Source organism: Nostoc sp. (assembly GCF_036919595.1).
Taxonomy (GTDB): Bacteria; Cyanobacteriota; Cyanobacteriia; order Cyanobacteriales; family Nostocaceae; genus Nostoc.
The window spans coordinates 1-25,841 of record NZ_JBALCO010000182.1 but is presented as its reverse complement, the minus strand read 5'-3'; the positions used below and the strand labels follow the sequence as shown (position 1 = coordinate 25,841).

The window sequence follows — 25,841 nt, the reverse complement described above, 5'->3', positions numbered from 1 at the left end:
TCTATCATTCCTCCTATTAACGTACCTACTAAACTTGATGTAGGCAGTCTTCCTAATGTCTCTCCGCTCCTTGTCCTCCAATCTTATAAGCTATCAATTTAAAAGTATGAAAGGTAAGGATTGGCTGCTAACGGGGGACGGTCAGTATCAAGCCTGTAAATCTGTGAGAGCATGGGATTTATTGAGAGAAAATTACCGCCTTTATCGATTTTTAACTGAGGTGGAAGATGTTCTCAATAGCGTTGACGATGAAGCCAGTCGTCTACCAGAACTTCAGATGCTCGTAAGGCGTTTGATAGTAAATTCTTACTGGGTGCAAAGTCAATATTTAGAGCCTTCGCCCAAAACGGGAACCTCTGTTTCACTCCTATACGATGAATTAGGTTTTCCGTTGACAGTGCAAACAGTAACATTTGCACCAGGAACCCGATCAACCATTCATAATCATGGGACATGGGGAATAGTAGCGGTGTTAAAAGGTCAAGAAAAAAATACTTTTTGGCGACGCACCCATAGCCCAGAATTTCAGGACAAAATTGAACCTACGGGAGAGGTAACTTTATTTCCGGGAGATATTATCAGCTTCGTTCCCGATGCAATTCACAGTGTAGAAGCAGTCGGTGATCAACCAACTGTGACTTTTAATGTTTACGGCGAAACTGATCCCAAAGAGAGATTTGAGTTTGACTCAGTTACCGATAAGGCTAGGAATTTTTAATTAGGAATCGTCAGGATTAATTTCATCGGTTCGTAATTGGTGCTTTAGCATTAAAGCGCCAACTACAAACAATTGAGTAATTAGGAGGTAGCTAAATGGCAAGAGTAATTTTCTATACCAAACCAGGCTGTCAAGGTGGTACTAAGCAAAAAGTTTTGCTAACAGCTGCTGGTCATGAGGTGGTAGCATACAACCTGTTAACAGAACCTTGGACAGTTGAACGTTTGCGTTCATTCTTTGGCGATCACCCCGTAGCCGAATGGTTTAATCCTTCCTCCCCAAAGATAAAATCTGGTGAAATAGTTCCTGAAAAAATCGATGCAGAAACCGCTTTGCAGTTGATGTTGAGAGAGCCACTATTAATTCGCCGTCCTTTGTTAGAAATAGGCGATCGCCGCGAGGTAGGATTCGATGTACAAAAGATTGATACTTGGATTGGCTTAAAGCCAGCGGATGAGTCTTTGCGAGAAATGAGCGAAAACCTGATGAACCAGGATTTGCAAAATTGCGCCCACGGTAACGATGGTGGTCAGAAACAGCATAATCAGCAGAGTGACTGTAATCACGGTCACGGTTCTCAACAACATGAAAAGCAAGGCAACTGTAAACATTAGTGTTACAGCAATTTTCGTTTGCATGAAGTAGGGGCATACAGCTGTCATTGGTGTCAACTTAAGCTATTTCTAACTTAACTGTTGGCTGACTCACCCGCCTGGAACTTTAGTTCCAGGCGGGATATGACTTTTAGCTTACAGCTATTTTCAGGTAAATAGACCACGCGGTAGGGGCACAGCATTGCTGTGCCCTTACGACAGATGTGGTTCAAATACTTTAATTCTGCTGTAAGTTGACACGTATGTACAGATGATTCTGTTGCTACCTTGTCTCCTTTCCTACTCTCCTTAACGGACACCAGCAGTTTCTAAGGACAAGTCTTGAAACATGGGTGTGCTGAGGTAACGTTCTCCAAAGGAAGGCTGAATCATCACAATTAAGCGTCCGGCATTTTCTGGACGTTTACCTACTTGAATTGCGGCGCACAAAGCTGCACCAGAGGATATTCCAGACAATAAGCCTTCTTCTTTTGCTAAACGTCGCCCATAAGCGATCGCTTGTTCATCGCTGACTCTAATTACTTCATCAACCAATTCTAGACGCAGAACATCTGGGATAAATCCGGCACCAATACCTTGAATTTTATGTGGACCGGCTTCACCACCAGAGAGGACTGGGCTGTTACTGGGTTCAATTGCGATCGCCTGAAAAGTCTGCTTACGCTGTTTGATTACTTCTGCAATACCAGTAATTGTCCCACCAGTACCTACCCCAGCAATAACGATATCCACTTCCCCGTCTGTATCTGCCCAAATTTCTTCTGCGGTGGTTTCTTGGTGAACTTTGGGATTAGCAGGGTTGCGGAACTGTTGCAGCATAAAAGCATTGGGAGTATTAGCTACAATTTCTTCAGCTTTGCGAATAGCTCCCCGCATCCCCTCAACACCTGGTGTCAATTCTAAAGACGCACCATAAGCTCTGAGCATAGCTCGTCGTTCTTGGCTCATCGTCTCTGGCATTGTCAAAATCAAACGGTATCCACGCGCCGCTGCTACCATCGCTAGAGCAATTCCTGTATTACCTGAGGTAGGCTCTACTAAAATGGTTTTTCCAGGGAAAATTGAGCCAGCTGCTTCTGCTGAGAGTACCATACTTAACCCAATGCGGTCTTTCACCGAAGCCGCTGGGTTCATACCTTCTAATTTGACAACTATTCTTGCTACTACTCCCTCAGCTTGAGGAATCTTGTTCAGTTGAACTAAAGGAGTTCGTCCGATAAGTTCTGTTACATCTTGAGCAATTTGCATTATTTAACTCCTAAAATCCTTAATTCTAAGTACAGAATATTTATTTATAACAATAAGCTTTTGTGTATTTAATTTTTAGTTTAGTGTCCATGAGTGCATATACTATGTATTCTAACTCAACCACAAAAAATGAAAGTTTAGGAAGAACTTTTATCCGATGTTCCCATTGATTCTCACTTCAGCAGAGGTCTGGCAAGCCATACTTCTATTTTACCATTTGGAATTGCTGACTATTGCCTCTTGGGCTGAAATTCAATTTCTCTAATTCTGTATATATATAACTTTTACGATTTTTTTCCATATTTTCTATTTGTTATAAAAATATAATTTGCTTTCAAAACATTTAATTGTTTTTCCTAATTTATTAGTCTATCTTTATCAAGAGACATTGATATTTTATTTTGAGTGCAGGTTTCTTTTGCTCAAAATTGCATCACAAACAGTCCTTAAGCGTTGCTTATATTGCTTTGAGGTTGAGTGCATAAATACTAGAACCCCACCTCGGAAATACTAGAACCCCGTCCTAAAAACACTAGCACCCATACCCCAATAAATTTTTGTAAGACTTATCAGATGGGAATTACAAGCTTTGAGTACTATTCTAATAAATTTAATAATCTTAACGGGGCTAGAGTAAACTGTTTTGTAGAGAGCGGCTGATATAAATCGTATAGGATTTACGCAGAGATTCCCCTCTACCCCCCAACATTCCTGAGCGAAAGCTTAGTGAACTAGGGGGGACTTCTTAATCCCTCTTTTGAGAGTAGGATGAAACTATATTCTTTGAATCTGAGTGCGTTATTTCTGACTGAATAATTCTACATTTTGTGACAAAGTTGGTAAATTTTAAGTAGTCAGTAGTCAGTGGTGATTAGAAAAGTAACTGACAACTAATGATTATGAAAATTACCTATTACACATATTTTAATATCAAAACTGTTTGAAAGGTAGAAATATATAACTACTTTGGATAAACAGCAAAAGATATTTTCTTACTGGGTGGATACTACCTAGCAAGGGAGAGCCAAGATGAAAGCCAAACTTTTAAATGTTCTTATAGTTTGCGTAGTTACCTTAGCAGTGCTTTCTCCAGAACTAGTAGTATTTGGCATAGTTTGGGAGCGACATCTTGAGTTAGTAAAATCCCAGAATTTAGCCTGCGAAGTTAACAAGAGTAGTACAGATTCTCCCACCTTGCCTCCCCAGACAGAAGGTACACATTCCCCTCAGACTAGCATCCAATTCTCTGACCGTAATGTGGTTCATCAAATGCTAACTGTTGCTGAACAATATAAATTTGCCACTATCCTACAATGGTTCTTCTTGTTAACCCCTATTTGTATTGGGTTTGGGATTCTCTTTTACGACAGATATCTTGTTCATCGTGCAGCTGTTTTAAAAGAACAAGTTGAAATGTTGGAAAGACTATGGCAGCAAAGTATCGAACAGTAACCAATTCACAATTTACTCACTCAACTCAACAAAAGTATCATGACAGAACAACGCGAACAACTGTATTTTAATCTGATTGATGAGTTACTTAAATGCCCTAATGGTCAGGAACCAGAAGTTTTAGAATCTCACTCAGAATTGATTGATTCTGGCTTAGTAGGAACAATGTTACAAGTAGCAACTATGTTTGCCCATCAAGGCAATCAAGATGGTGCCCAATTTTTGTTTTATGTGGGGCGTGAGTTAGCTAAAGAACTCGGTTTATACCCGGAAGTTGCCAATACTGAAGTTCCCAATACTGAAGTTGCAAATCCTGAAGCTGCAAATAAGGAGTAAAAATGCTGTTGACTTCAACGGATGCGGGACAAATAGCTTTAGAACTGCTCATGGCAGATTGGAACATTTCAGAAGAGAATAGGGAGTGGTTTACAATCTTTAACTCTCGTCTGATTGGCGAGAGTTGGTATACTGTAGAACTAGGTGTACAAGGATTTCCAGATAGATGGTTTCTTCAAGTATATGACAATGGAGTATGTGATCCAAACTATACATTTATATCACCTATCGGTGGTTCTGAAGGATTCACAGACGTTAAAAATGTGCCAGATATCGTAGCAGAGATCTTAGTTTGTGAACGGAATACTCGATAACAAAACTTAATATTTGAATTGTATAAATTCAAAATTTAAATGTGCTACTTCAATGCACTTTTGTTGAATTTATAATTTTCAATTGAATGTAATTTGTGTTTGGGAATTAGGTAATTTCAGGAGAACTGTTTTCTGCTTTAATCCCAATACTTTTATATTTAATTTCTAATAAAAGTGCTGAACGCAAAAAAGAGGTGAAACCAAATAAGGTACACCTCTTTTTTTTATGTAATTTGAAATTGAACATTTAATACTTTCTTCCAAGCATATCAGCTAGTTTATCATATTTTATAGACTAAACTATGTTATATTAAATAACGTGATGGACGCTACAAAAATATCATTTCAAATGATTGCTGAAGACATCTTAGCCAAGGAATTTACAAAAGTCCTCAACCATTACTACCCGCAAGTTGGGGAATTATTAGATGGGTGTTATGTGAAAGTTATCACCTGTTTTTGGGGACTGCCTGCCAGACGCTTGCAATATATAGGAATTTATTGCTCTGATGAAATGATTTCCTATGTGCAGGCTCACAAATAAATACTCAGAGAAATAGCAGACAACATGGGTCTAGTGCAAGTAGTCTGTATGAATGCCAAGCGATTGTTGCGCGATCCGATGTCGAAGCTCAAACAAAACAACCCACGCCTATGGTTGGAGTTGCAGTGGGTTGCCACCTAAAATAGCGATCACAAATAAGTAATGAAAACTGGAATTTTCTGCAATTACGATAATCATCACCAAGATGCTCGTCGTGCCATCTTTGAGCAAGTCGCGTTGGTAAAACAGGCAGAAAACTTAGGTTTTGAGGAAGCCTGGGTGAGTGAACACCATTTTAGTGAATCCAATCTCAGCCCGTCCATGTTGGTTTTAATGGCACACCTAGCAGGATTGACTTCAACCATCCAATTAGGGACTGCGGCGGTGTTACTGCCATTCCATAACCCGATTAGGGTAGCGAAAGATATTGCCACTTTGGATAACCTCTGCAATGGACGATTATTATTTGGAGTTGCCAAAGGCGGCCCCTTCCCCCAACAAAACAAGCATTTTGCGACACTCCCAAGTGAATCCCGTCCCAAGATGCTAGAAGCGATCGCATTGATTCAGAAGCTGTTATATGAAACTGATGTATCATTTAATGGGCAACATTATCAATGCGATCGCCTGACAATTTATCCAAAACCATTGCAGAGTCAAATACCAGTGTATGTTGCTACTGGCGGTGATGACGGTATCAAGTTTGCTGCTAAACATTCCTTCAGCTTGATGGGTGGGCCGCCGTTTTCTCTGGAGAGATTGAAGGATACTGTTGCTAAATATCGAGCCTTAAATTCTGGTGGTGCAGAAAACTTTGTGCTGGCACGCTTTTTTTATGTTGGCAAAACATCTGATGAGGCAGTGAGTGAGGCATTACCTTTCATCCGCCAATTCAGCCAGAAAATGAAAGCTAATTCGGCTCAATTATTGCAGAATAATACCAATCTCAACCAAAAACCATTTGATCGCACAAACATTTGTTTCGACGAAGATTATTTGATTGAGAACTCAATTATTGGTGATGTGGAGACTTGTCGAGACAAAATCAATAAATTTCAGGACGAATTAAATTTAGGTACGCTAGGACTCAAACCCTCGTCTTCAAATATGCAAAAAAATTTGGAGAGTTTGACACGCTACAACCAAGAGGTGCGAAATTATGTCTTCTAAACTATACCTGCTTCCTCCCGATGATTTACCTCCCGCTGAGGTAACAAAAGAGGATAGAATGTTGCAGATGGAACTAGAACAGTCTACTGGCAGATGCTTTTATCAAGCCTGCGATCGCATTACACGAGTACTGTTATTTAATTGTCAGTGGTATCTTACAACAAATGCTAGCATCCTAACACTAATAATTGACTGCCCTGACATCTTATCTTACTGGCATATAGTCAGTAATATTCCCCAGTTGGGTAATAGGTTAGAGCGGTTTGCTACAAATGGCAAAATCCGCGTTTATCCCCCATTTGGCAAAGGGATGCCGTTTGAAATCAGCATAAATGAAATATCAACTTATCGAGATTGGCTTTGAGGTAAATAAGTACGAACTGGGAATCACACAAAATATAGCTTATTCATCCTTATCGCTGTCTTCCCCCCTGTACTCCTAAAGTGCAGGGTATTGCAATTTTATAACATTAGGTATTCGTCAAGTGGGAAGAGATTAGTGTTGACAAGTTTGTTACCTTTTGAGTTAGCCACGCATACCAATTCTCTAAGCCAGCACCAGTAGTTGCAGAAACTTGAAAAATCTGAATTTTAGAATTTACTTTTTGAGCATATTCTATGCACTTTTGAACATCAAAATTTACATAAGGTAGCAAATCAATTTTAGTGAGAATCATTATGTCATTAGCACGGAACATATGCGGGTATTTTATCGGCTTATCTTCTCCTTCCGTGACGGAGAGAATCACGACTTTTGCATTTTCTCCTAAATCAAATAAGGCTGGACAAACTAAATTTCCCACATTTTCAATCATCACAACTGAATTCAGCGGCGGATTCAGTTGTTGTAAACCTCTGTCTATCATTGATGCATCTAAATGACAGCCTGTTCCAGTGTTGATTTGGATGACTTTAGAACCTGTTTCTTTAATTTTTTTGGCATCGTTAGCAGTTTCTTGGTCACCTTCAATGACACTGATAGATAATTGATGCTTTAAATCATTGATAGTGCGAGTTAAAAGAGTTGTTTTTCCTGCACCGGGAGAACTCATTAAATTTAAGGCGAGAATATTTCGACCCTTAAACCATCCCCGATTTTGGGCAGCTAGCAGGTTGTTTTTTGCTAAGATATCCTGTTCTAAGGATATCGTTGTGTTGTGTATTTTGGCATGAATTTGAGGTGCTTCTATATGAGTGTCGTGACTGTGGGAATGAGTGATGACAGTACCATCTGGTAAAGTGTGAGTATGATGGTGATTATCCTCAGTTTCACCTGTTTCCAGATTGGTAATTTTCGTTTCGCCATCATCAGAACAACCGCAAGTTACACACATAAGTCCTCTATTTCTATTTCTTTAATTTTCAGTTCTTCACCAGTAATTAAATCTAATTGCACGCTACCGCAGTTACAAATACCAAATGGTTTATCTAAATAAATTTCTGCACCGCATTGGCGACATCGCCCTAAGCCAGGAATTTCTAAAATTTCTAATGTCGCCCCTGCTAAAACTGTGCCTTGAGTGCAAATATCAAAACAAAATTGGATTGCATCGGGCATGATGGCTGAAAGTTTGCCAATTTCTAATAAAACTCGCTGCACTTTTGCGCCTTTAGCGTGTTCAGCTACAATTGCCACAATATTTTGGGTAATTCCAAGTTCGTGCATACTATAAAATCTATTAAAAATTAACAAATTCGTGGCAATTGGTCGCCTACTAACATATCAACAATCCTTTCAGCACCAAAAACTGTTTTTAACAATACGATACCGGGAGGTGAGGGAATAACTTCGCCAATAATACAAGCATCTTTGCCTGCTGGGTGTAATTTCATAGCTGATAAAACAGTTTCTGCGTATTTAGCTGCCACCACCACAACTAACTTACCTTCATTAGCTAAATACAACGGGTCTAAACCGAGAATTTCGCAAACTCCGTTAACTTCTTCCCGCACTGGAATAGATTCTTCAAAGAGACGCATTCCTACATCGGAACTGAGGGCAAATTCATTTAGTACTGTAGCTAAACCACCGCGTGTGGCATCTCGCATAGCATGAACTTGGGGACATGCATGGAGAATAGTTTCCACTAAACTATGTAACGACTGACAGTCACTTTCAATATTAGTTTCTAAAGCTAATTCTCCACGGGCAATTAAAATTGCTGCCCCATGATTACCTAATTCACCATTAACAATTACGGCATCTCCAGGTTGAATATTGTGGGCGGAAATATTAACTCCTTGCGGGATGATACCAATGCCAGCAGTATTAATAAAGAGTTTATCGGCAGCACCACGATGTACAACTTTTGTGTCACCAGTGACAATTTGAACACTAGCTTTTTCCGCGGCTGCTTTCATACTGGCTACTACACGGCGTAACGTTTCTATAGGTAATCCTTCTTCTAAAATAACGCTACAAGTTAAATATAAAGGTTTAGCACCGCTGACAGCTAAATCATTAACTGTGCCGTTTATAGCTAATTCTCCTATATCACTACCGGGAAAAAATAACGGGTCTACAACATAGGAATCTGTAGTAAATGCGAGTCTGTCTCCTTGTTGTAAGAGACTGGCTAAATTGAAGCTGGCTTGGTCTTCTAATTGTGAGAGAATCGGGTTATCAAAGTTGCTGACAAAGATATCATCTATTAAATCACGCATGGCTTTACCACCGCTACCATGTGCAAGAGTTATATGAGTATCTCGCACTTTCCCTTGGCGACGGCGGACTTGTTCAATTTTCTGGAATAGAGGATTTTGTACTTGATTCTTGGAGGATAAATCCATATTAAAATTGACTTGTTTTTAACGCAAAGGTACGCAGAGGGAAGCGCAAAGGTATGCAGAGTATTTGTGAGATGTATTAGTCGGAAGAGAAGCCGCAGGCGGGGAGAGGTTCTTGAGTTATAGTTACTTTTGGTTTTTGGGCGATTGTTCTTTTGGCAATAGTGGAGAGTCGTCCATATTTGTAATAGGCTGCACAAGCACCTTCAGAAGATACCATGCAAGTACCAATGGGTGTTTCTGGTGTGCAAGCTGTACCGAATACTTTGCACTCCCAAGGCTTTAAGACTCCTTTGAGGATTTCTCCACATTTACAAGCTTTATGGTCGGCTACTTTGAGATTAGGAATGGTAAATTTAAGTTCGGCATCAAATTGGGCATATTCAGGTTGAATTTGTAATCCTGAATAGGGGATGTCACCCAAGCCACGCCAATCAAAACTATCTCGCATGGCGAAAACTTTGTTTATTGCTTGTAGCGCTACAGTGTTCCCGCTTTTTTGGACAATTCGGTTATATTGATTTTCGACTTCACAACGATTTTCTACTAGCTGTTGCAATAGCATCCAAATCGATTGAAGAATATCTAAGGGTTCAAATCCTGAGACGACTATTGGCTTATTATATTGTTGGGAAATAAATTCATAAGGGTCAGTGCCAATTACCATGCTGACATGGCCAGGGCCAACAAATCCATCCAGTTGCAAGTCGGGATTATCTAATAGTGTTTTGAGGGCGGGAACCACGAGGACATGGTTGCAAAACATACTAAAGTTATAAATTTCTTCGGCTGCGGCTTGCAGGATGGTGAAGGCGGTGCTGGGGGCTGTGGTTTCAAAGCCTAAGGCGAAGAAGACTACTTCTTTATCGGGGTTATCTCTAGCAATTTGCAGGCTGTCTAGGGGAGAGTACACCATACGGATGTCTGCGCCTTGTGCCCTAGCTTGCAGTAAAGTAGTATTGGAACCAGGAACTCGCATTGCGTCGCCAAAGGTAGCAAAGATGACGTTATGATTTTGGGAGATTGCGATCGCATCATCTAATCTCCCTTTTGGCATTACGCATACTGGACAACCAGGCCCATGAATTAGTTCAATGGCTTGGGGTAAAATTTCTTCGATACCATATTTAAATATAGAGTGGGTATGCCCGCCGCATACTTCCATAATTTTAATGGGTTTTTCTAGCTGCTGGCATAATTTGGCGATTTCGCAGCGTAAGGCTTCAGCTTTTTCAGGTTCGCGGAATTCGTCAACATATTTCATAAGGATTAGCGAATAGTAAGTTTTATGTCAATACAGCACAGTTAAGTATTTCTTTCTTCTCTCTGTGCCGCGCCAGTTGCTTCTCCTGTCGGAGACGCTGCGCGAACAAGTCGGGGAACCCGCCCAACGCACTGGCTTCTCTGCGCCTCTGCGGTTTGTTAAGTTAAGTACTAATCCCTGCTTGTGCTGCTGCTAATTCTTGCAAGAGTTGTAATGTTTCTGCGGCTTCTTGTTCGTTAATTCGATTCATGGCAAAGCCAACATGCACTAGCACCCAATCCCCAATACAAGCTTCGGGGGGATGTTGTTCATCTACGATACAAGCAATATTTACTTCGCGCTTAACACCAGCAATGTTAACTATGGCTAATTTATGGTTAACGTTGGTAATTTCTATAATTTGTCCGGGGATTCCTAAGCACATTTTTATTTTTTAAGAGAAACGAATTACTGAGGCGCAGAAAACGCAGAGGAAATTATTTATGAGGAAACAGTTTGTCAAATATCAATACTCATGTATTAATTGTGCAGCTGCAATAACTGCTTGTCCTAAAGATAACCCGCCGTCATTAGCTGGAACTAAGCTATGAGTAAGTACTTTTATTCCCAAGGTTTGTAATCGTTTGGTAACTTGCTCTAATAATATACAATTTTGAAATACTCCTCCTGTTAAAACAACCTGATTAATCAGATTTTCTTCACAAAGATGCTTCACCATTTCCACAATCGCATTAGCTAAACCTTTGTGAAATTTTGCAGCCATAACTGGTTCTGGAATCTGCTGCTGTAAGTCATTGAGTAAGGCTTGCCACATTGGACGCGGGTCTATACAATAGATCCTATCTGAAAATATAAAATTAAAAGGATATATTGGCGTTTCTTTATCATTATTTAAGCTGTTAACATCTACTATAGCTTCCATTGCGATCGCAGCTTGTCCTTCATAGCTACATTCGTCACGGCAAATACCGATAGCCGCTGCCACTGCATCGAACAACCGTCCCACGGAGGAAGCTGGAGGAGAGTTAATCCCTTTCTCCATAAGTTGATTGAATAGCTTTAGTGGTTTTTTATTCAGAAATTTTACGATTTCTAAATCACTATATTGTTGTTGGCAATCATTCCAAAGGTTAGCAGATATTAATTGAGCATAAGTATTACGCCAAGGCTGATAAATTGCTTGTTCCGCACCAATCATTACTACTGGTTTAAATGTTGCTAGCCGCCGAAATTTTCGGTAATCAGCTAAAATAAATTCTCCGCCCTGGAGTGTACCATCATCACCGTAACCTAAACCATCTAAAGCGATGCCTAATACCGGAGGTGAATTTAGAGGAATACCATTTTCTGCCATGCAAGCAGCGATATGCGCGTGATGATGTTGAATTGGATAGATTTTGATTTGATTTGTATCCGCAAGTTCTTTACCAAGTTTGCTTGAGAGATATTCAGGATGTTTATCAATGGCGATTACTTCTGGTTTATGTTCAAATAAATTTAAGTATAAATTTAAAGTATCTTGGTAAGCATTGAAAGCCGCACCATTTTCTAAATCTCCCAGATGTTGAGAAAGAATTGCTTCTCCTTCACGCAACAGGCAAAAGGTACTTTTTAACTCACTACCCATTGCTAAAATTCGCGGTACATTCTGAAATCCTAATGGTAGACTAATAGGTGCTGGTGCATATCCTCTGGCACGGCGAATTGTTTGGGCTTTATCGCCGATAACTTTCACTACCGAATCATCTACCCGATTAATAATCTCTCGATTGTGAAAGAGAAAATAATCAGCGATTGTCCCTAATTTTTCTCTTGCTTCGTCATTATCAATACATTGTGGTTCATCAGCAAGATTGCCACTTGTTAAAACAATTGGGCGATTCATCCGCCGCAGAATTAAATGATGTAAAGGCGTATAAGGTAGCATGAAACCGAGGGTATTCTGCCCCGATGCTATCGATGGTGCTACTACTTTTTTTCCTGTCGCTTGTAGTAAAACAATTGGTGCAGCAGGACTTGTCAATAATTCTTTTTCTTTGGCGTTGACAGTGCAGTATTCTTCAATTATCTCAATATCTCGCGCCATTAAAGCAAAGGGTTTGTGATAGCGCCTTTTGCGCTGACGCAGTTTTTGTACAGCAGTTTCCTGAGTCGCATCGCAAGCCAGATGAATACCACCTAACCCTTTAATTCCCACAATCTCACCTTTTTGCAACAGGGTACAAACAGCATCGACATCATCCAGCATGGAGAACATGGAAGCAGTAACTGATTTACCATCGGCGCGTTCTAACCAAGCTGTGGGGCCACAAGCATAACAAGCTACAGGTTGGGCGTGAAAACGGCGGTTTTCGACATCATGGTATTCCTTTGCACATTCTGAACACATGGCAAACGCAGACATACTGGTATTGCATCTGTCGTAAGGAATGGCACGAATAATACTCAGGCGGGGGCCGCAATGAGTGCAGTTAGTAAAGGGGTAACGATAAAAACGGCTAAAGGGGTCGAATATTTCTTGTTGACATTGCGGACAAGTGGCTGCATCAGGGGTAATTTCTGTTTTAATGGCATTACTGACACTAGTAGAAATCACAAAATTATCAAATTTTAATTCACGTTCATAAATAATTCTTGTTAGTTGATTAATTTTTGCCAACGGTGGACATTCTGTTTGCAATCTGGTAACAAATTTGGTTATTGCTTCCTCACTACCAGATACCCTAATTAAAACACCTTGACCATCATTACAAACATCTCCCCGCAAACCGCAGGCTTTAGCAAGACGATATACAGTAGGGCGAAATCCTACTCCTTGAACGGTACCACAAACTCTAATTTCTTCAGTGGGCATAGTTGAACTGCCACAGCAATATTCGGTTATTTCCAGAATCAGCTATTATCGCTGTATTGCCACAAATTTTTATTCCGTAACACCAATTTAAGCTATCTCGTTTAGGTAATCCGAAATTACGATTTTCACCTTTACTTTGAAAACTTGTTTGTCCTGCCAACCCATTTGCCATTACACCTTGCAGTGATAAAATTGATTCTGGTTTTCTCCATCCTAACAAACGGGAATTAGCAGTATCTGCAACTACTAACCAATCATCAGTTACCCCTACACCATAAGGCATACTCAAACTACTAGCATTAGGATAATAAACTCCTTGATTCATTTCCACAAAATCAAAGTTTTGCTGCCCTAAAACTACTGCACAAGGGGTATTGTTTTCTGTTGGTATTCCCTGCCAAATCATTACCCGGTGATTACCTGCATCACTGACAACCAGATTTTCTCCCCAAAAGGTGATATCGTGACACCAACGCATACTCGCTGCGGTTGCAGAAGCACCGCCGTTTTCATTGCGAGATATCATATCTGGTTGTCCCAAAACTAAATCAGCAGGTTGACCATTTTCTGTTGGTAATTGATGCCAAATTAATACTCTTCGATTACCAGTATCAGCAATCAATAGTCGTCCTTGATAATAGAAAACACCATAGGGCCAGTGCATTGTATTGGCTGATGCTGCTTGATTTCCTCGATTTGGTTCATTATCAGTAAAATTAACTTGCCCTAACACCAAATCCGCTGGAACATTGCTATCTTCAGGTAAGTTTTTCCAAATCAAAACCCGATGATTCCAAGCATCTGCTACAGCTAATCCTTTGCCGCAAGCACAAATTCCAGTTGGTACACTTAGGGTTGCACTTCCTGGTGAACTTTTAGCATTTTGTCCCTCATAATAAAAGTCAGGTTGTCCAATTACCCAATCAGCAGGTTGACTATCTCTGGTGGGTAAATTCTGCCATCCCAATAATCGATGATGTCCCGTATCTGATACCCATAAGGGGCCAGTTTCTGATAACAAACAAGCAGCACGAGGCCCGAACATTGTTGTGGGACTGGGTGCTACAGGTATTACTAATTGTTTTGGTTCAATAATGTTACCTAAAATTACCTCTGCACCTTGAGGTGATAGAGGTAAATATTGAGAAATTTCTGTTGCTTCTGGCGCTAATTGTGATATTGGATTAATTTTGATTGGGATATCCATGAACCGCAGATAGACGCTGATAATTATTTAAAAACATTAATGTTGAACAGCATGTAACAACAGTAACAATTTTAGATATGTTTTTATTTTCAATTAAATTAAAATCTTTAATAAACTTCCGTATTAATCAATCTGAAAAAATTTTGGTTATCATCCAGTGGCTTTTGTTACACAGCGATATTTGTCATGAGTGCGCGATATACTGAAATGAGAAAGCAATCAGATATTTTGAGAAAGCAATATGCCTTCTTGCTTGCTGAATCTACTGAAATGAGAAAGCAATCAAGCATTTTGAGAAAGCAATATGCCTTCTTGCTTGCTGAATCTACCGAAATGAGAAAGCAATTAGACATTTTGAGAAAGCATTTAGCCATTTTGCTTTCTCAAAACAATAGAATGAATAACCGAATTACACAAATGAGAAATAATTCAGGTATATTGAGAAAGTAATCTGCCTTTTTACTTGCACGAAACACTCAAATGAATGCGCGAAATACTGGAATTTAAAGGCAATGTAGTCCTGATTTCCTAATTGGCAAGTATATTTGATGAGATATTACCTTCGCATGATCATTTTTGCAGTTTTACAAAAACCTTATCGTCTTTAATGTTTACTGGATACGATTGAAGCGAAATATCAGGTGCAGTTAAGCATTCACCTGTCTCTAACTTGTACTGGAATCCGTGGGAAGGACAGGTAATAATACCATTTTCAACCTTACCCTCTTCTAGGGGAGATCCTAAATGAGTGCAAGCATTACGGTAACATGTTACCGTAACACCTTGACGATGTAAAATTAGTGAATTACCAGCAAGTTGTACTGCCAACACACTAAATTCAGGAACTTGGTCAATAGTCGCCACTTTGATCCAAGTAGAAGTTATTTTTGAAGAAAAGGGACTGATTAAACCAGAATTTGCGTTCTTAACAGTAGGGTTGTTATTGACTGCAACTACTTTGGTAATTTCGGGACAATTGTTTTTGATTGCCTGTTCTACTCCCTGAGATAAAGTCAAAGTAGAAGCCAGACAACTGCTGCAAGTTCCGATTAATCTAACTTCTACTGTATCTGGTGGCTTAATTGCTACTAGTTCTACATCTCCATTATGGCTTTTTAAATCTGGGCGAACTTCTTCAAGGGCTGTCTGAATGCGTTGTGCTAATGGTAGTTTTGGTGGTTTTACTAGTTCGTGATACAGTAAAACTGCATACACTACTTCATCAGTAACAGCATGACGTAAAGCTGACATTGATTCTTGTTTTAGACTTTTAATCAAACTAGTCAATGCAGCTTTATGCAAAGCTTCAATTGCTCTTTTTAGACCTACTGCTACACACCGTTGGCTTTCATCCCACTCGGATATAATTGCCTCAAAGCGGTTAATTTCCTGAACTAATTCTTCAAGGTTAGTCATTGGTGATTGGGCATTAGGCTTTAGTAACTGTAGGGTGTGTTACCGCGTTAGCGTAACGTACCATTTCAGGTTTTCGGTGCGTTACGCAAGCCGTAACACACCCTTCACCATTTTCTAATTATTTGCGCCTATCTATTTAGGCATTAGTTATTTATAAAGGACAATTTACTTCATTTTGAAATCCTTGAGGAGAAATGGCATAATCATGCCTGTCACTAAGCTAGATAATATTATTGGTAAGTATAAAGGAATTGGGGCTTGTGCGAGTAACACTAGTAGCAAGAAACCTATAGCAACACCAATAGTAGTTTGTTTTACAAAAAATATTGGGTCGCGTAGTAGCTTTCCTTTTAAAAATAACTTGACAGAAAACCATCCTATCTCTAACATATTTTCTCCTAATAATTTGTCAAAAAACTTAATACAGCAAGCCCTAAGATGATGGCAGGAATTACACCGGCAGGAGCAAATAATGCACCAAGCATTGCTGAAAACTGATAGCCTATATCTTTTCCAGCTAACAGCATTCCACCAATTGCACCGCCGACCATAGACAAGGCTGTTGCTATAATTACCCACACGAATTCTGTTGCTATATTCAGGTCACCATCTGCTAAACTTGTGAGAAAGTTTATCACATTTGCATAGGTAAAAATGTCTCTCATGCTGTTTTGTCCTCTTGATGAAAGTGAAGAGTGAAGAGTTAGGAATTAAATTAGAGTCATAACTTATAACTCCTAACCCTTCATTTCTGCTTCAATATCTTGTAACGCTTGTACTACTACCTCTGCTTGTTCCATTTGTTCATATTTCGTAAATATTTCTAAAGCGTCTTGATAGTAGATACGCGCTTGCAAAAGATTTTTAGGATTCCCAGCTTCTGGTTTTTCCTGGTCGTCTGGTAAGTTGAAGAGGGCGTTAGCTTTGTTAGAAATTGTGTTAGCGTACTCTAAAGGTGTATCTTTGGGATTACGCACTTTTAGCGCTTCGTCATAAGCTGCGATCGCCCTTAAATTATTTTCCACAGGATGGGAACTCACTAAATATTGCAAAGCGTTACCTAAATTGTTTTGCAACATCGCATATTCTCTGGGATGGTCAATCAAATTAATATGCTTTAGCGCCACCTCAAATGATTGCACTGCTAACCCTTGACGCAAGTATTCCCGTTCCGATGCTAAGGGCATAGAAAGGTAAGCGATCGCAATATTGTTATATAAAATCGCGTATTCTTGGGGGTAATCGTCCCAAGTAAACACCCGCAACGCCTCATGATAGGCTTGGATGCTGTCGGTTATCCGTGCCAAATTGAACGGTACAAGCGACTGCAACACCAGCCCAAAATTCATTTGCGTCTCTGCCACTTCCTGAGGCGTTGCTAATTGTTGTAAAATCGGTAGAGCTTCTTCATAACTTGCTTTCGCTTGCAGCAGCAGTTGGTAATCAGCATCCGGTATTGCCTGTAACGTTCCTGCCATGCCCACTTGGGCCCTAGCTTTCAGCAGGGGATATTCCTCACCACACATCTCATAGGCCCGGTAATATAACCCAACTGCATTTCGCAAGTCTTGGGCAGCTTTGGGCTTTTTTTGGAAGCCCTGTGCTATCTCGATCAGCATCTGGATTTTTTCCTCTGTCGAGGCTGACTCCGATGCAACAGCTGCGATCGCAGCCTTCACCGCTGAATCTGTAATGCTAGGGGTCATAACTCTGCCGTACTCTAGCCAATTGGGAATTGAGTCTGTCAACGCCCACGAATGATCAAGACACGTTTTACGCATCTGATCACGGGCCATACTGATTTACGCAGGCTTCGAGTCCTTCAGGCGGTATTCCCCTTTTTTATCTGAGGCTAGGATTAGGGACTAGGAACTAGGGAAGAAACTTAATCCTCTACAGCCAATGTCCTATACCATGCCCAATAAAATACTATAAAACACCCTATTTCTAAAATTCTAGGGGGAAATTGCTAATATTAATGTCAGCTTTAAACACCTAATATTTGAAAAATATTTTTTGTATCATCACTTAACACAATTCCAATATTATTTATTGAATTGTTGACATACATATATACACTATCTTACTAGCCAATTTTTGTGTACTTCAAAGAGTCGCCACGGGATCGTCGAAGTGTAAAATATGTTCATCAACTGCAAAATTAGCTCCTTTGAAAACAGACAGTATCTTCTATCGCATCTTCCAAAGTATTCCCAGCACTTTCTTTGAACTGATTAACCAACCGCCGCAACTAGCTAGTGTTTACTAATTTTCTTCAGTAGAAGTCAAACAACTGGCGTTTAGAATCGATGGTGTATTCCTCCCCAATGAACCAGATTTACCTATTTATTTTGCCGAAGTCCAATTTCAACCAGACAAAAAACTCTACTCACGTTTGTTCACTGAAATCTTTAACTATCTTGACAAAACCGAATTAACCAACAATTGGCGTGGTGTAGTCATCTTCCCCAACCACAGCGTTGATACTGGAGATACCGAAAGATATACAGAATTACTCAACTCACAACGAGTGACTCGCGTCTATCTTGACGAATTAACCTCAATTGAGGCATCATCAATCGGCATCGAGACAGTTAAACTGATCATCGAACCTGAATCAACAGCGACAACAAAAGCTCTAGAAATAGTCAACAGTGCCCGACGGCAAATTTTAGATGTTGCTACTATTAGGGAAATTATACAATTGATAGAGACGATATTAATCTACAAGTTGCCGCGATTGAGCCAGGAGGAGATTGGAAAAATGTTTGGATCAAATGAGTTAAAGCAAACTAGATTTTACCAAGATGTTTTTGCAGAAGGTAGACAAGAGGGCAGACAAGAAGGTAAACAAGAAGGTAAGTTAGAAACGATACCTCAGTTATTAGCGATGGGTTTAAGTATTGAGCAGATAGCTCAAGCGTTAGGTTTGGAGGAACAAGTTGTTAGGCAAGCTGCACAACCAAAATCATAAAACAATAAACTGCTAGGTCGGGGCACAAAACCTTGCGCCCCGATATTTTACTGTATTTGACTCAGTTATTGTATTAAAATCTGACGGCTTAAAATACTTATGAACTCACCCATATTAACAGTTGTGAATAATTTTTATTAATAATTCGAGAGTTTGAACTGCAATAAATCAATACCGTTTATTAGTAAAGCTTTTTTATTTGTTAAATGTGTAACACATCTAACAGACATAAAACTTTAAAATAATCTTGATAGAATTTTAGTTATTGTTAATGATTAATTTTTTTAAGGAAAGGGAATTAAATAAAGAAATATCTTAGAATTAAAAAATAAATATTGATAACCAGGTGAGGTTTTACAAGCATTATCACCTACATCATGCATGTTAAACAATAGAAAAACACCTAGCTAATGACTAACGTACTATGGCTACAGGGTGGTGCTTGTTCAGGCAACACCATGTCATTTCTCAACGCCGAAGAACCGACAGTCTGCGATTTAATTGCCGACTTTGGCATCAACTTACTTTGGCATCCATCCTTGGGATTGGAAATAGGCAACGACTTGCAAACAATGCTGCGAGATTGCATTTCTGGCACAATTCCCCTAGATATCTTGGTATTTGAGGGCAGCGTTGTCAACGCCCCCAATGGCACAGGCGAATGGAATCGGTTTGCCGATCGCGCCATGAAAGATTGGTTAGCAGACCTCGCCAAAGTTGCTCATTTTATCGTAGCCGTGGGAGACTGTGCCACATGGGGAGGAATTCCCGCCATGTCACCCAACCCCACCGAGTCGGAAGGTTTGCAATTTCTCAAGCGTCAAGAAGGCGGCTTTTTAGGTAAAGACTTCTTGTCTCAAGCCGGATTACCTGTAATTAATATACCTGGATGTCCCTCCCATCCCGACTGGATTACGCAGATATTAGTTGCGATCGCTACTGGACGCATAGCAGACATTGCTTTCGACGAACTAAATCGTCCTCAAACCTTCTTCAACAGCTATACCCAAACAGGTTGTACCCGCAACGTCCACTTTGCTTACAAAGCATCAACCGCCGAATTTGGTCAGCGTAAAGGATGCCTATTTTATGACTTGGGTTGTCGCGGCCCCATGACTCATTCTTCCTGCAACCGCATCTTATGGAACCGCGTCTCTTCCAAAACTCGCGCCGGAATGCCTTGTTTAGGTTGCACAGAACCAGAATTTCCTTTCTTTGACCTCAAACCCGGAACCGTATTTAAAACCCAAACAGTCATGGGAGTTCCTAAAGAATTACCGCCAGGGGTGAACAAAAAAGACTACGCTTTACTCACAATGATCGCCAAAGATGCTGCACCAGCTTGGGCAGAAGAAGACTTTTTCACAGTTTAGGGAATGGGGAATAAAGAATAGGTGAATTTTCCCCACTCCCACTCCCCTTAACAATTAAAGGAGAAGAGAATGGCAATTCAATCATTAGACATTTCGCCCGTCGGTAGAGTTGAAGGCGATTTAGATGTCCGAGTTGACATTGATAATGGACGGGTAGTCAACGCCTGGACACATGCCGAACTTTTCCGAGGATTTGAAGTTATCCTCCGCGGTAAAGACCCCCAAGCAGGATTAATTGTTACACCTCGCATTTGCGGCATTTGCGGCGGTTCTCACCTGACTTGTGCATCTTGGGCATTAGATACAGCTTGGGAAACAGAAGTTCCTCGCAATGCAATTTTGGCGAGAAATCTCGGTCAAATTGTCGAGACAATCCAAAGCATACCTCGCTATTTTTATGGTCTATTTGCCATTGACTTGACCAATAAAAAATACCGAAATAGCCGTTTCTATCAAGAAGCTGTGAGACGCTTTGCCGCCTTCACTGGCAAATCTTACGAACTAGGCATAACAATTTCCGCTAAACCCGTAGAAATTTATGCACTATTAGGCGGACAATGGCCGCATTCTAGCTACATGGTTCCCGGTGGCGTGATGTGCGCCCCGACTTTAACAGATATTACCCGCGCTTGGGCGATTCTAGAATATTTCCGCACCAATTGGTTAGAACCAGTATGGTTGGGTTGTTCTTTAGAACGCTATGAACAAATCCAGAGTTATGATGACTTCAGGGATTGGTTAGATGAAAACCGAAATCATCGAGATTCCGACTTAGGTTTTTATTGGCGCATGGGTTTAGATATCGGTCTAGATAGATATGGTGCTGGTGTTGGTAAATATGTCACTTGGGGATATTTAGCCCATGAAGATAAATACCAAAAGCCGACTATCGAAGGACGAAATGCGGCGATGATCATGAAAAGTGGAGTGTACGACAGCTTCACACACACTCACACCTTAATGGATCAGTCATTTACCCGCGAGAATACAACTCACTCCTGGTACGATGAAGGAACAGCAGACATTCATCCTAGCGATCGCATAACTAAACCCACTGCAAATAATACAAAAGATTTTGATAACGCCTACTCTTGGTCGAGTGCAGTCCTGCACAAAGACTTCGGACGTTTAGAAGTTGGCCCCTTAGCGCGGCAATTAGTTGCAGGTGGCAAACATGGTGAATCTTGGCAGCACTACGACGGCTTTATCCTCGATGTCTTCAAACGGATGGGTGGCGCTAGTATTCATGTGCGTCAGCTTGCACGACTTCACGAAATTGTCAAGTTATATCGGCAAGCCGAACACTGTTTGCGCGAATTCAAATTAAACGATCCCTGGTATATTAAACCCAAAGAAAAAGATGGTCGCGGTTGGGGTGCAACAGAAGCAGCACGAGGTTCCTTGTCTCACTGGGTAGAAGTGGAGGGCGGTAAGATTAAGAATTACCAGGTGATTGCCCCAGGTACTTGGAATATTGGCCCTCGTGACGGTGAAGGAATCCGCGGTCCCATTGAAGAAGCTTTAATTGGTACACCCATTTATGATTCTAGCGACCCGGTGGAAGTTGGTCATGTGGCGCGATCTTTTGATTCATGTTTAGTGTGTACAGTTCACGCCCATGATGCCAAAACTGGTGAAGAATTAGCACGTTTTCGCACTGCTTAAGTTTAAACGAAAAGTGGTGCAAAGGTAAGCGCTGAGGTACGCAAAGAATTTTCTATCGTACCTCTATCTTACTTTTCGATAGTAGTATTTACTCAATAGTTGTCAACTCTTCTTCAAAATCATCAACTAAATTCGATTGTCCTTTTTTGTCTATTTCCTGCTTAATGATTCTTTGGGAAATTTCTCGACTAACAACTTTTGCTCTTTTAGATAAAAACTGCTCATAATCATCATTCCAAATCCCAAAAGTATCTAAATTCTCTATTAAATGAGTTTTCATAGTAGTCTCCAAGTTATGATTTATTGCTTGGAATTTAGCCATGTACTTTGAAGGCGCATTTACCTTAATTTCCCTTTTGTTCAAAAAGTCATCTACTATGGTGATGTTTAGAATATGGTTTATGTACCAATCTAAATAATCCTGTTTTTTTAAGTGTGCTTTTGGAAAAAAATGATGATAGTTTTTGCTATTTGCTTGTTTTAGCCAATAGTTACTGACATTGACAATAGCGTTATTATTAAATGACTTTGGTTGATGATACACATATATACACAATATTGCTTTAATATAACTTCTAGATGTACTAAACCAACCATTGTCCTTAATAAATTCTGCTGAAGTATCAATTGACCAGTCATAGCTAGGTAAATCTCCAGCAAGAATTTCGTCTATTCTTTTTATATCTTGTGCTAATTTACTTTCTACAGAAGAAGAATAGCGTCCAGATAAAGAACATCTCCAGAAAAAATCTTCTAGATATTTTTGTTTATTATCAGTTGGTATATCTTTGTGGTAAAAAAAGAAATATGAAAAGGGAATGATTAAGGCATTATATGGAAGTAACTGAGAAACCGGAATACGATAGAAATTTCTGAAATACTCTACACTGCGTTCAATAGAATCTATTGCCTTATCCCAAACATCAATAAAACTATTTTTATCAAGTTTTAATATAACTTGTCTTTTACACTCTTTGGAGAGAATGATTGAGACAACTTGCAGTACAGTAGTATCAGAAATAGTTTCATAATTGAGAGGTTTAAGATTTTCTATCAACTCTTGAAACTTTTCTGTTAAATCGAAATTTTTTTCGTAATCAAACGTTTTAGCAGCCATAATTTCAAATAAAGATAAAGCTAGACCACTAACATTAATCCTTGTAAAAATTTCTGTAGCTATTTCTATTGGTGCATCTTTGACCTGAATTATTGAATACTGATAGCTTTCAATCCTATTTTTATAAGCTTGAATTTTGTCATGATAGTTATGAGGATATGCTGCTAAAAGCAAAAAACTCCCTTTGAGTAAATTGAGAATACTAATCAGACTTTTTTCATCTTTACCCGCAATATCAGTAATGACGATTTGCTCAGAGTCTTGAGCTTCTAAATCGATGAATATTTGTGAGAAATTATCTTCTCTTCCGTCTTCTCTGGTTAAAATAACGCCTTGCAGACTAGCAAATAAGCTAGTTAATCGCTGCTGTCCATCTAAAACGTAATCAACAAACTCACCTGGCTTTGGTTCTGGTAAATCTAGCTTACCAATGTTTTTCACTGAGCGAAGACGTTCATTAGTGCGCCAAAAAATGAATGTGCCAATGGGATAACCTTTGATAATGCTGTCAATAAGAGCAGCAGATTTATGCATTGTCCAAACGAATTCTCTTTGAAATTGGGGAATTTTAATTTGACCATTTTCAATTTCTCCTACCAAAGTTGAAAATGTTTTTGTTTGAGGTTCTGGTAGTTTCATATCGCACTCCTAGACAAATTTTTTATTTTGGCCGCTTCATCATAGCCTTCGCAATCAACTATGTCAGCAAGGTGAAGCAAAAAACTAGTATCTAATTGTTTGACGAGTTATACGTATAAACCAAGTGTTGACGAAAAGCGATCGCCCTTGTACCACAATGACAACCAGACTAAACTTAGTTTACAAACTAAGTTTAATCTTATGGAAACCGTAAATATTCATCAAGCTAAAACGAATCTCTCAAAGCTGTTGTCACGCGTAGAACTTGGAGAAGAAATCATTATTTCCAACCGAGGTATTCCGATCGCCAAGTTGGTTCGGTTTCGCTCCTTATCAAATCGACTCAATAGTTTAGGGCAAGATAAAGGGCGTTTTGTAGTGCCAGATGATTTCAATGCACCTTTGCCAGAAGAAATTTTGGGATTAAATTAGCTCTCAGCCGCAACCTAAAAGAACGATGACAAAAGTAGATGGGATTAGCGATCGCTCTCTTTTTGGGTCAGCGATGCCTACGCCTAGCTACGCCTACGCATTTGTTACTTCGGCGTTCGCATTTGCTATTTCGGCGTTCGCATTTGTTACTTCAGCGTTCGCATTTGTTACTTCGGCGTTCGCATTTGCTATATCGGCGTTCGCATTTGCTATATCGGCGTTCGCATTTGTTACTTCGGCGTTCGCATTTGTTACTTCGGCGTTCGCATTTGCTATTTCGGCGATCCCATTTGCTATTTCAGCGATCGCATTTGCTATTTCGGCGACTACATTTGCTATTTCGGCGACTACATTTGCTATTTCGGCGATCGCTCCATCAACTTTTTTAACCTGTTGACACTCTCAGCGCTAAAGCGACTGAGATTTTGCCTCACTGGGAGTCTAATGCCCTATGCCCTTTTATTCAAAACTCGTAGCGTAACACACTAAAACTTATAGAAATAGTGCGTTAGGCTTGCCTTAATTCACTTCAACAAAACAGAAATTTACAGGGTAAGCTTGTGTCTGATTTAGCGCTACACGAATATCTCCCTCGCGTTCCCGATGCAGCATTGCAAGAATACATAGAATGGTGTGTTTTAGAGCAAGCGAAAGCCGCAGAATGTAACTTTACTCCAGATAGAAGTAAGTTAGATAATTTGCCGCCAGCAGAGTACATTCCAAAACTTGTTGATCAGTTCATGAAAGTTAAACCAGACCCAATTAAAGCAGGTCTAGTATCAGCGATCGCTGGAAAGGAAGCTGACAAACATGCTCTATCCGGTTTAGCGATCGCTGCCGATTTTGTGTCTCTTTATGTCAAGTACTTAATTCCTAAAGAGGGAAGTACTAGAGAAGAGGCTGAAGAACTCTTGACTAAAGCATCACAACATCAGTCTGAGAAACTTACTGAAATTGCCAAGAAACATGGTGTAGAGTTCTAGTTTCTTACTGATAACTTAGTTCTTCAGAGGCTTTGTCTATATTATTAGCCAGAGCCTCTGTTTTAGTCATTTCTCATTGCCTGAATTAGAGCCTACTCGATACCAGTATTCATAAATTGGTTTATAGCCGAGTTTTTCATACAGGTTGCAAGCTGGAATATTCGCTTTGACTACCTGTATATAAGAAAAGTAAGCTCCTTTATCAATACCCCATTGAAGCAAACCCTGAATAATTGCTGTTGCATAGCCACGCCGCCTTTGTATTGGACTAGTAACAAGGTCAAATATGCCTAAACAACCACTTTCTAAAACACCCATTCCACAAGCAACAATTTCCTCATTTTGCTTGAATGACACAAACAGTATTTCTGACTGTATTCCTGCCAATATCATATGATGAGTACTTGATGGTTGCTCTGCCAAAGCTTTCAATTTATGGTAAGCAACCAACCAATCCTTCAAAGTTTCCTGATTTATAACAGGTAGAAGATTAAGCGATCGCTCTGATAATGTCATGCCCATTACTAGGGATGGCTCAATTAGTTGATATCCCCTTGTGGCTAGCCGTTCATCTAATACCTCCGGGTTAGTGAATGAGAGCAAGCGAAAAATAGGGTTTTGTTTACGATCTCGATATTGGCAGGACTTACGCATTGACAGAAATTTGACTATGTGCATTCAAGCCTACCTGTTGTTTAAGCTGTTCCAGAATGAAGTCACGAGCTATATGAAGA

The 25,841-nt window shown here is 39.9% G+C and carries 27 protein-coding genes and 2 pseudogenes; 15 read left to right on the top strand and 14 right to left on the bottom strand.

The genetic code is table 11. The annotated features are described in order from the left end of the window. Window positions 1-106 precede the first annotated feature (106 nt). Both V7K21_RS28060 and V7K21_RS28055 read left to right on the top strand, forming a co-directional pair. Window positions 107-718 (top strand): cupin, encoded by a 612-nt coding sequence (locus V7K21_RS28060; protein WP_335179024.1) that lies wholly within the window; start codon window positions 107-109, stop codon window positions 716-718. 95 nt (window positions 719-813) lie between these two features. After that, window positions 814-1,332, top strand: coding sequence for an ArsC/Spx/MgsR family protein (locus V7K21_RS28055; protein ID WP_335179022.1), 519 nt, complete (start codon window positions 814-816; stop codon window positions 1,330-1,332). Window positions 1,333-1,620: 288 nt separating this feature from the next. Here V7K21_RS28055 and cysK read toward each other — a convergent pair whose 3' ends face one another. Continuing rightward, window positions 1,621-2,580 (bottom strand): cysteine synthase A, encoded by a 960-nt coding sequence (gene cysK / locus V7K21_RS28050; RefSeq protein WP_335179020.1) that lies wholly within the window; start codon window positions 2,578-2,580, stop codon window positions 1,621-1,623. Window positions 2,581-3,609: 1,029 nt separating this feature from the next. Here cysK and V7K21_RS28045 point away from each other — a divergent pair. From V7K21_RS28045 to V7K21_RS28020, 6 genes and pseudogenes are all read left to right on the top strand, one after another. Continuing rightward, entirely contained in the window at window positions 3,610-4,032 is a 423-nt protein-coding gene (locus V7K21_RS28045; RefSeq protein WP_335179018.1) for a hypothetical protein, read from the top strand. Window positions 4,033-4,071: 39 nt separating this feature from the next. Then, complete coding sequence (locus V7K21_RS28040) at window positions 4,072-4,368, top strand: hypothetical protein (protein WP_335179016.1); 297 nt, start codon at window positions 4,072-4,074, stop codon at window positions 4,366-4,368. A gap of 2 nt (window positions 4,369-4,370) precedes the next feature. Next, a complete protein-coding gene (locus tag V7K21_RS28035) occupies window positions 4,371-4,682 on the top strand; it encodes a hypothetical protein (RefSeq protein WP_335179014.1) in 312 nt (103 codons plus the stop codon). Between the two features lie 349 nt (window positions 4,683-5,031). Beyond that, window positions 5,032-5,367: pseudogene (locus V7K21_RS28030) on the top strand (hypothetical protein). Window positions 5,368-5,388: 21 nt separating this feature from the next. Beyond that, window positions 5,389-6,396: an LLM class flavin-dependent oxidoreductase gene (locus V7K21_RS28025; RefSeq protein WP_335179012.1), complete on the top strand. Its 1,008-nt coding sequence runs from the start codon at window positions 5,389-5,391 to the stop codon at window positions 6,394-6,396. Further along, window positions 6,386-6,760 (top strand): hypothetical protein, encoded by a 375-nt coding sequence (locus tag V7K21_RS28020; protein WP_335179010.1) that lies wholly within the window; start codon window positions 6,386-6,388, stop codon window positions 6,758-6,760. Before V7K21_RS28025 ends, V7K21_RS28020 begins: the two co-directional genes overlap by 11 nt. 106 nt (window positions 6,761-6,866) lie before the next feature. Here V7K21_RS28020 and hypB read toward each other — a convergent pair whose 3' ends face one another. The 7 genes from hypB to V7K21_RS27985 all read right to left on the bottom strand — a co-directional run bounded on the left by hypB (window position 6,867) and on the right by V7K21_RS27985 (window position 14,508). After that, window positions 6,867-7,730 (bottom strand): hydrogenase nickel incorporation protein HypB, encoded by an 864-nt coding sequence (hypB, locus tag V7K21_RS28015; RefSeq protein WP_335179008.1) that lies wholly within the window; start codon window positions 7,728-7,730, stop codon window positions 6,867-6,869. Further along, the gene (hypA, locus tag V7K21_RS28010; RefSeq protein WP_335179006.1) at window positions 7,721-8,062 is read right to left on the bottom strand and encodes a hydrogenase maturation nickel metallochaperone HypA; all 342 of its coding nucleotides are present in this window, start codon (window positions 8,060-8,062) and stop codon (window positions 7,721-7,723) included. Before hypA ends, hypB begins: the two co-directional genes overlap by 10 nt. Before the next feature lie 20 nt (window positions 8,063-8,082). Further along, a complete protein-coding gene (gene hypE, locus V7K21_RS28005) occupies window positions 8,083-9,186 on the bottom strand; it encodes a hydrogenase expression/formation protein HypE (RefSeq protein ID WP_335179004.1) in 1,104 nt (367 codons plus the stop codon). 76 nt (window positions 9,187-9,262) lie between these two features. After that, the gene (gene hypD, locus V7K21_RS28000; protein ID WP_335179002.1) at window positions 9,263-10,447 is read right to left on the bottom strand and encodes a hydrogenase formation protein HypD; all 1,185 of its coding nucleotides are present in this window, start codon (window positions 10,445-10,447) and stop codon (window positions 9,263-9,265) included. A gap of 163 nt (window positions 10,448-10,610) precedes the next feature. Then, window positions 10,611-10,871 (bottom strand): HypC/HybG/HupF family hydrogenase formation chaperone, encoded by a 261-nt coding sequence (locus tag V7K21_RS27995; protein ID WP_334811308.1) that lies wholly within the window; start codon window positions 10,869-10,871, stop codon window positions 10,611-10,613. A gap of 81 nt (window positions 10,872-10,952) precedes the next feature. Next, window positions 10,953-13,301, bottom strand: coding sequence for a carbamoyltransferase HypF (gene hypF, locus V7K21_RS27990; RefSeq protein WP_335179000.1), 2,349 nt, complete (start codon window positions 13,299-13,301; stop codon window positions 10,953-10,955). Continuing rightward, the gene (locus V7K21_RS27985) at window positions 13,291-14,508 is read right to left on the bottom strand and encodes a hypothetical protein (RefSeq protein ID WP_335178998.1); all 1,218 of its coding nucleotides are present in this window, start codon (window positions 14,506-14,508) and stop codon (window positions 13,291-13,293) included. Before V7K21_RS27985 ends, hypF begins: the two co-directional genes overlap by 11 nt. Window positions 14,509-14,694: 186 nt before the next feature. Here V7K21_RS27985 and V7K21_RS27980 point away from each other — a divergent pair, with 186 nt between their 5' ends. Further along, complete coding sequence (locus V7K21_RS27980) at window positions 14,695-14,958, top strand: hypothetical protein (protein WP_335178997.1); 264 nt, start codon at window positions 14,695-14,697, stop codon at window positions 14,956-14,958. 120 nt (window positions 14,959-15,078) lie between these two features. Here V7K21_RS27980 and V7K21_RS27975 read toward each other — a convergent pair whose 3' ends face one another. The 4 genes from V7K21_RS27975 to V7K21_RS27960 all read right to left on the bottom strand — a co-directional run bounded on the left by V7K21_RS27975 (window position 15,079) and on the right by V7K21_RS27960 (window position 17,630). After that, complete coding sequence (locus V7K21_RS27975) at window positions 15,079-15,924, bottom strand: NifU family protein (protein WP_335178995.1); 846 nt, start codon at window positions 15,922-15,924, stop codon at window positions 15,079-15,081. A 165-nt stretch (window positions 15,925-16,089) separates the two neighbouring features. Beyond that, entirely contained in the window at window positions 16,090-16,314 is a 225-nt protein-coding gene (locus tag V7K21_RS27970) for a hypothetical protein (protein ID WP_335137522.1), read from the bottom strand. Window positions 16,315-16,322: 8 nt separating this feature from the next. Continuing rightward, complete coding sequence (locus tag V7K21_RS27965) at window positions 16,323-16,589, bottom strand: hypothetical protein (RefSeq protein ID WP_335178992.1); 267 nt, start codon at window positions 16,587-16,589, stop codon at window positions 16,323-16,325. A 72-nt stretch (window positions 16,590-16,661) separates the two neighbouring features. Further along, entirely contained in the window at window positions 16,662-17,630 is a 969-nt protein-coding gene (locus V7K21_RS27960) for a hypothetical protein (RefSeq protein ID WP_335179047.1), read from the bottom strand. 464 nt (window positions 17,631-18,094) lie between these two features. On the opposite strand from V7K21_RS27960, the pseudogene V7K21_RS27955 reads away from it, so the two are divergent. From V7K21_RS27955 to V7K21_RS27945, 3 genes and pseudogenes are all read left to right on the top strand, one after another. Further along, window positions 18,095-18,898 (top strand): annotated as a pseudogene (locus tag V7K21_RS27955) (Rpn family recombination-promoting nuclease/putative transposase). A gap of 410 nt (window positions 18,899-19,308) precedes the next feature. Then, window positions 19,309-20,271, top strand: coding sequence for a hydrogenase small subunit (locus V7K21_RS27950; RefSeq protein ID WP_335178991.1), 963 nt, complete (start codon window positions 19,309-19,311; stop codon window positions 20,269-20,271). A gap of 69 nt (window positions 20,272-20,340) precedes the next feature. Next, window positions 20,341-21,936, top strand: a complete 1,596-nt coding sequence (locus tag V7K21_RS27945) for a nickel-dependent hydrogenase large subunit (RefSeq protein ID WP_335178989.1) — start codon at window positions 20,341-20,343, stop codon at window positions 21,934-21,936. Between the two features lie 88 nt (window positions 21,937-22,024). Here V7K21_RS27945 and V7K21_RS27940 read toward each other — a convergent pair whose 3' ends face one another. Then, window positions 22,025-23,692, bottom strand: a complete 1,668-nt coding sequence (locus V7K21_RS27940; RefSeq protein ID WP_335178987.1) for a GmrSD restriction endonuclease domain-containing protein — start codon at window positions 23,690-23,692, stop codon at window positions 22,025-22,027. Between the two features lie 201 nt (window positions 23,693-23,893). Here V7K21_RS27940 and V7K21_RS27935 point away from each other — a divergent pair, with 201 nt between their 5' ends. The 3 genes from V7K21_RS27935 (at window position 23,894) to V7K21_RS27925 (ending at window position 25,107) form a co-directional block, all read left to right on the top strand. Further along, window positions 23,894-24,124, top strand: a complete 231-nt coding sequence (locus V7K21_RS27935) for a type II toxin-antitoxin system Phd/YefM family antitoxin (RefSeq protein WP_335179045.1) — start codon at window positions 23,894-23,896, stop codon at window positions 24,122-24,124. A gap of 25 nt (window positions 24,125-24,149) precedes the next feature. Then, window positions 24,150-24,521, top strand: a complete 372-nt coding sequence (locus tag V7K21_RS27930) for a hypothetical protein (RefSeq protein ID WP_335178985.1) — start codon at window positions 24,150-24,152, stop codon at window positions 24,519-24,521. Window positions 24,522-24,684: 163 nt separating this feature from the next. Continuing rightward, window positions 24,685-25,107: a hypothetical protein gene (locus V7K21_RS27925; protein WP_335178983.1), complete on the top strand. Its 423-nt coding sequence runs from the start codon at window positions 24,685-24,687 to the stop codon at window positions 25,105-25,107. Between the two features lie 66 nt (window positions 25,108-25,173). Here V7K21_RS27925 and V7K21_RS27920 read toward each other — a convergent pair whose 3' ends face one another. Next, the gene (locus tag V7K21_RS27920; protein ID WP_335178981.1) at window positions 25,174-25,761 is read right to left on the bottom strand and encodes a GNAT family N-acetyltransferase; all 588 of its coding nucleotides are present in this window, start codon (window positions 25,759-25,761) and stop codon (window positions 25,174-25,176) included. Window positions 25,762-25,841 lie beyond the last annotated feature (80 nt).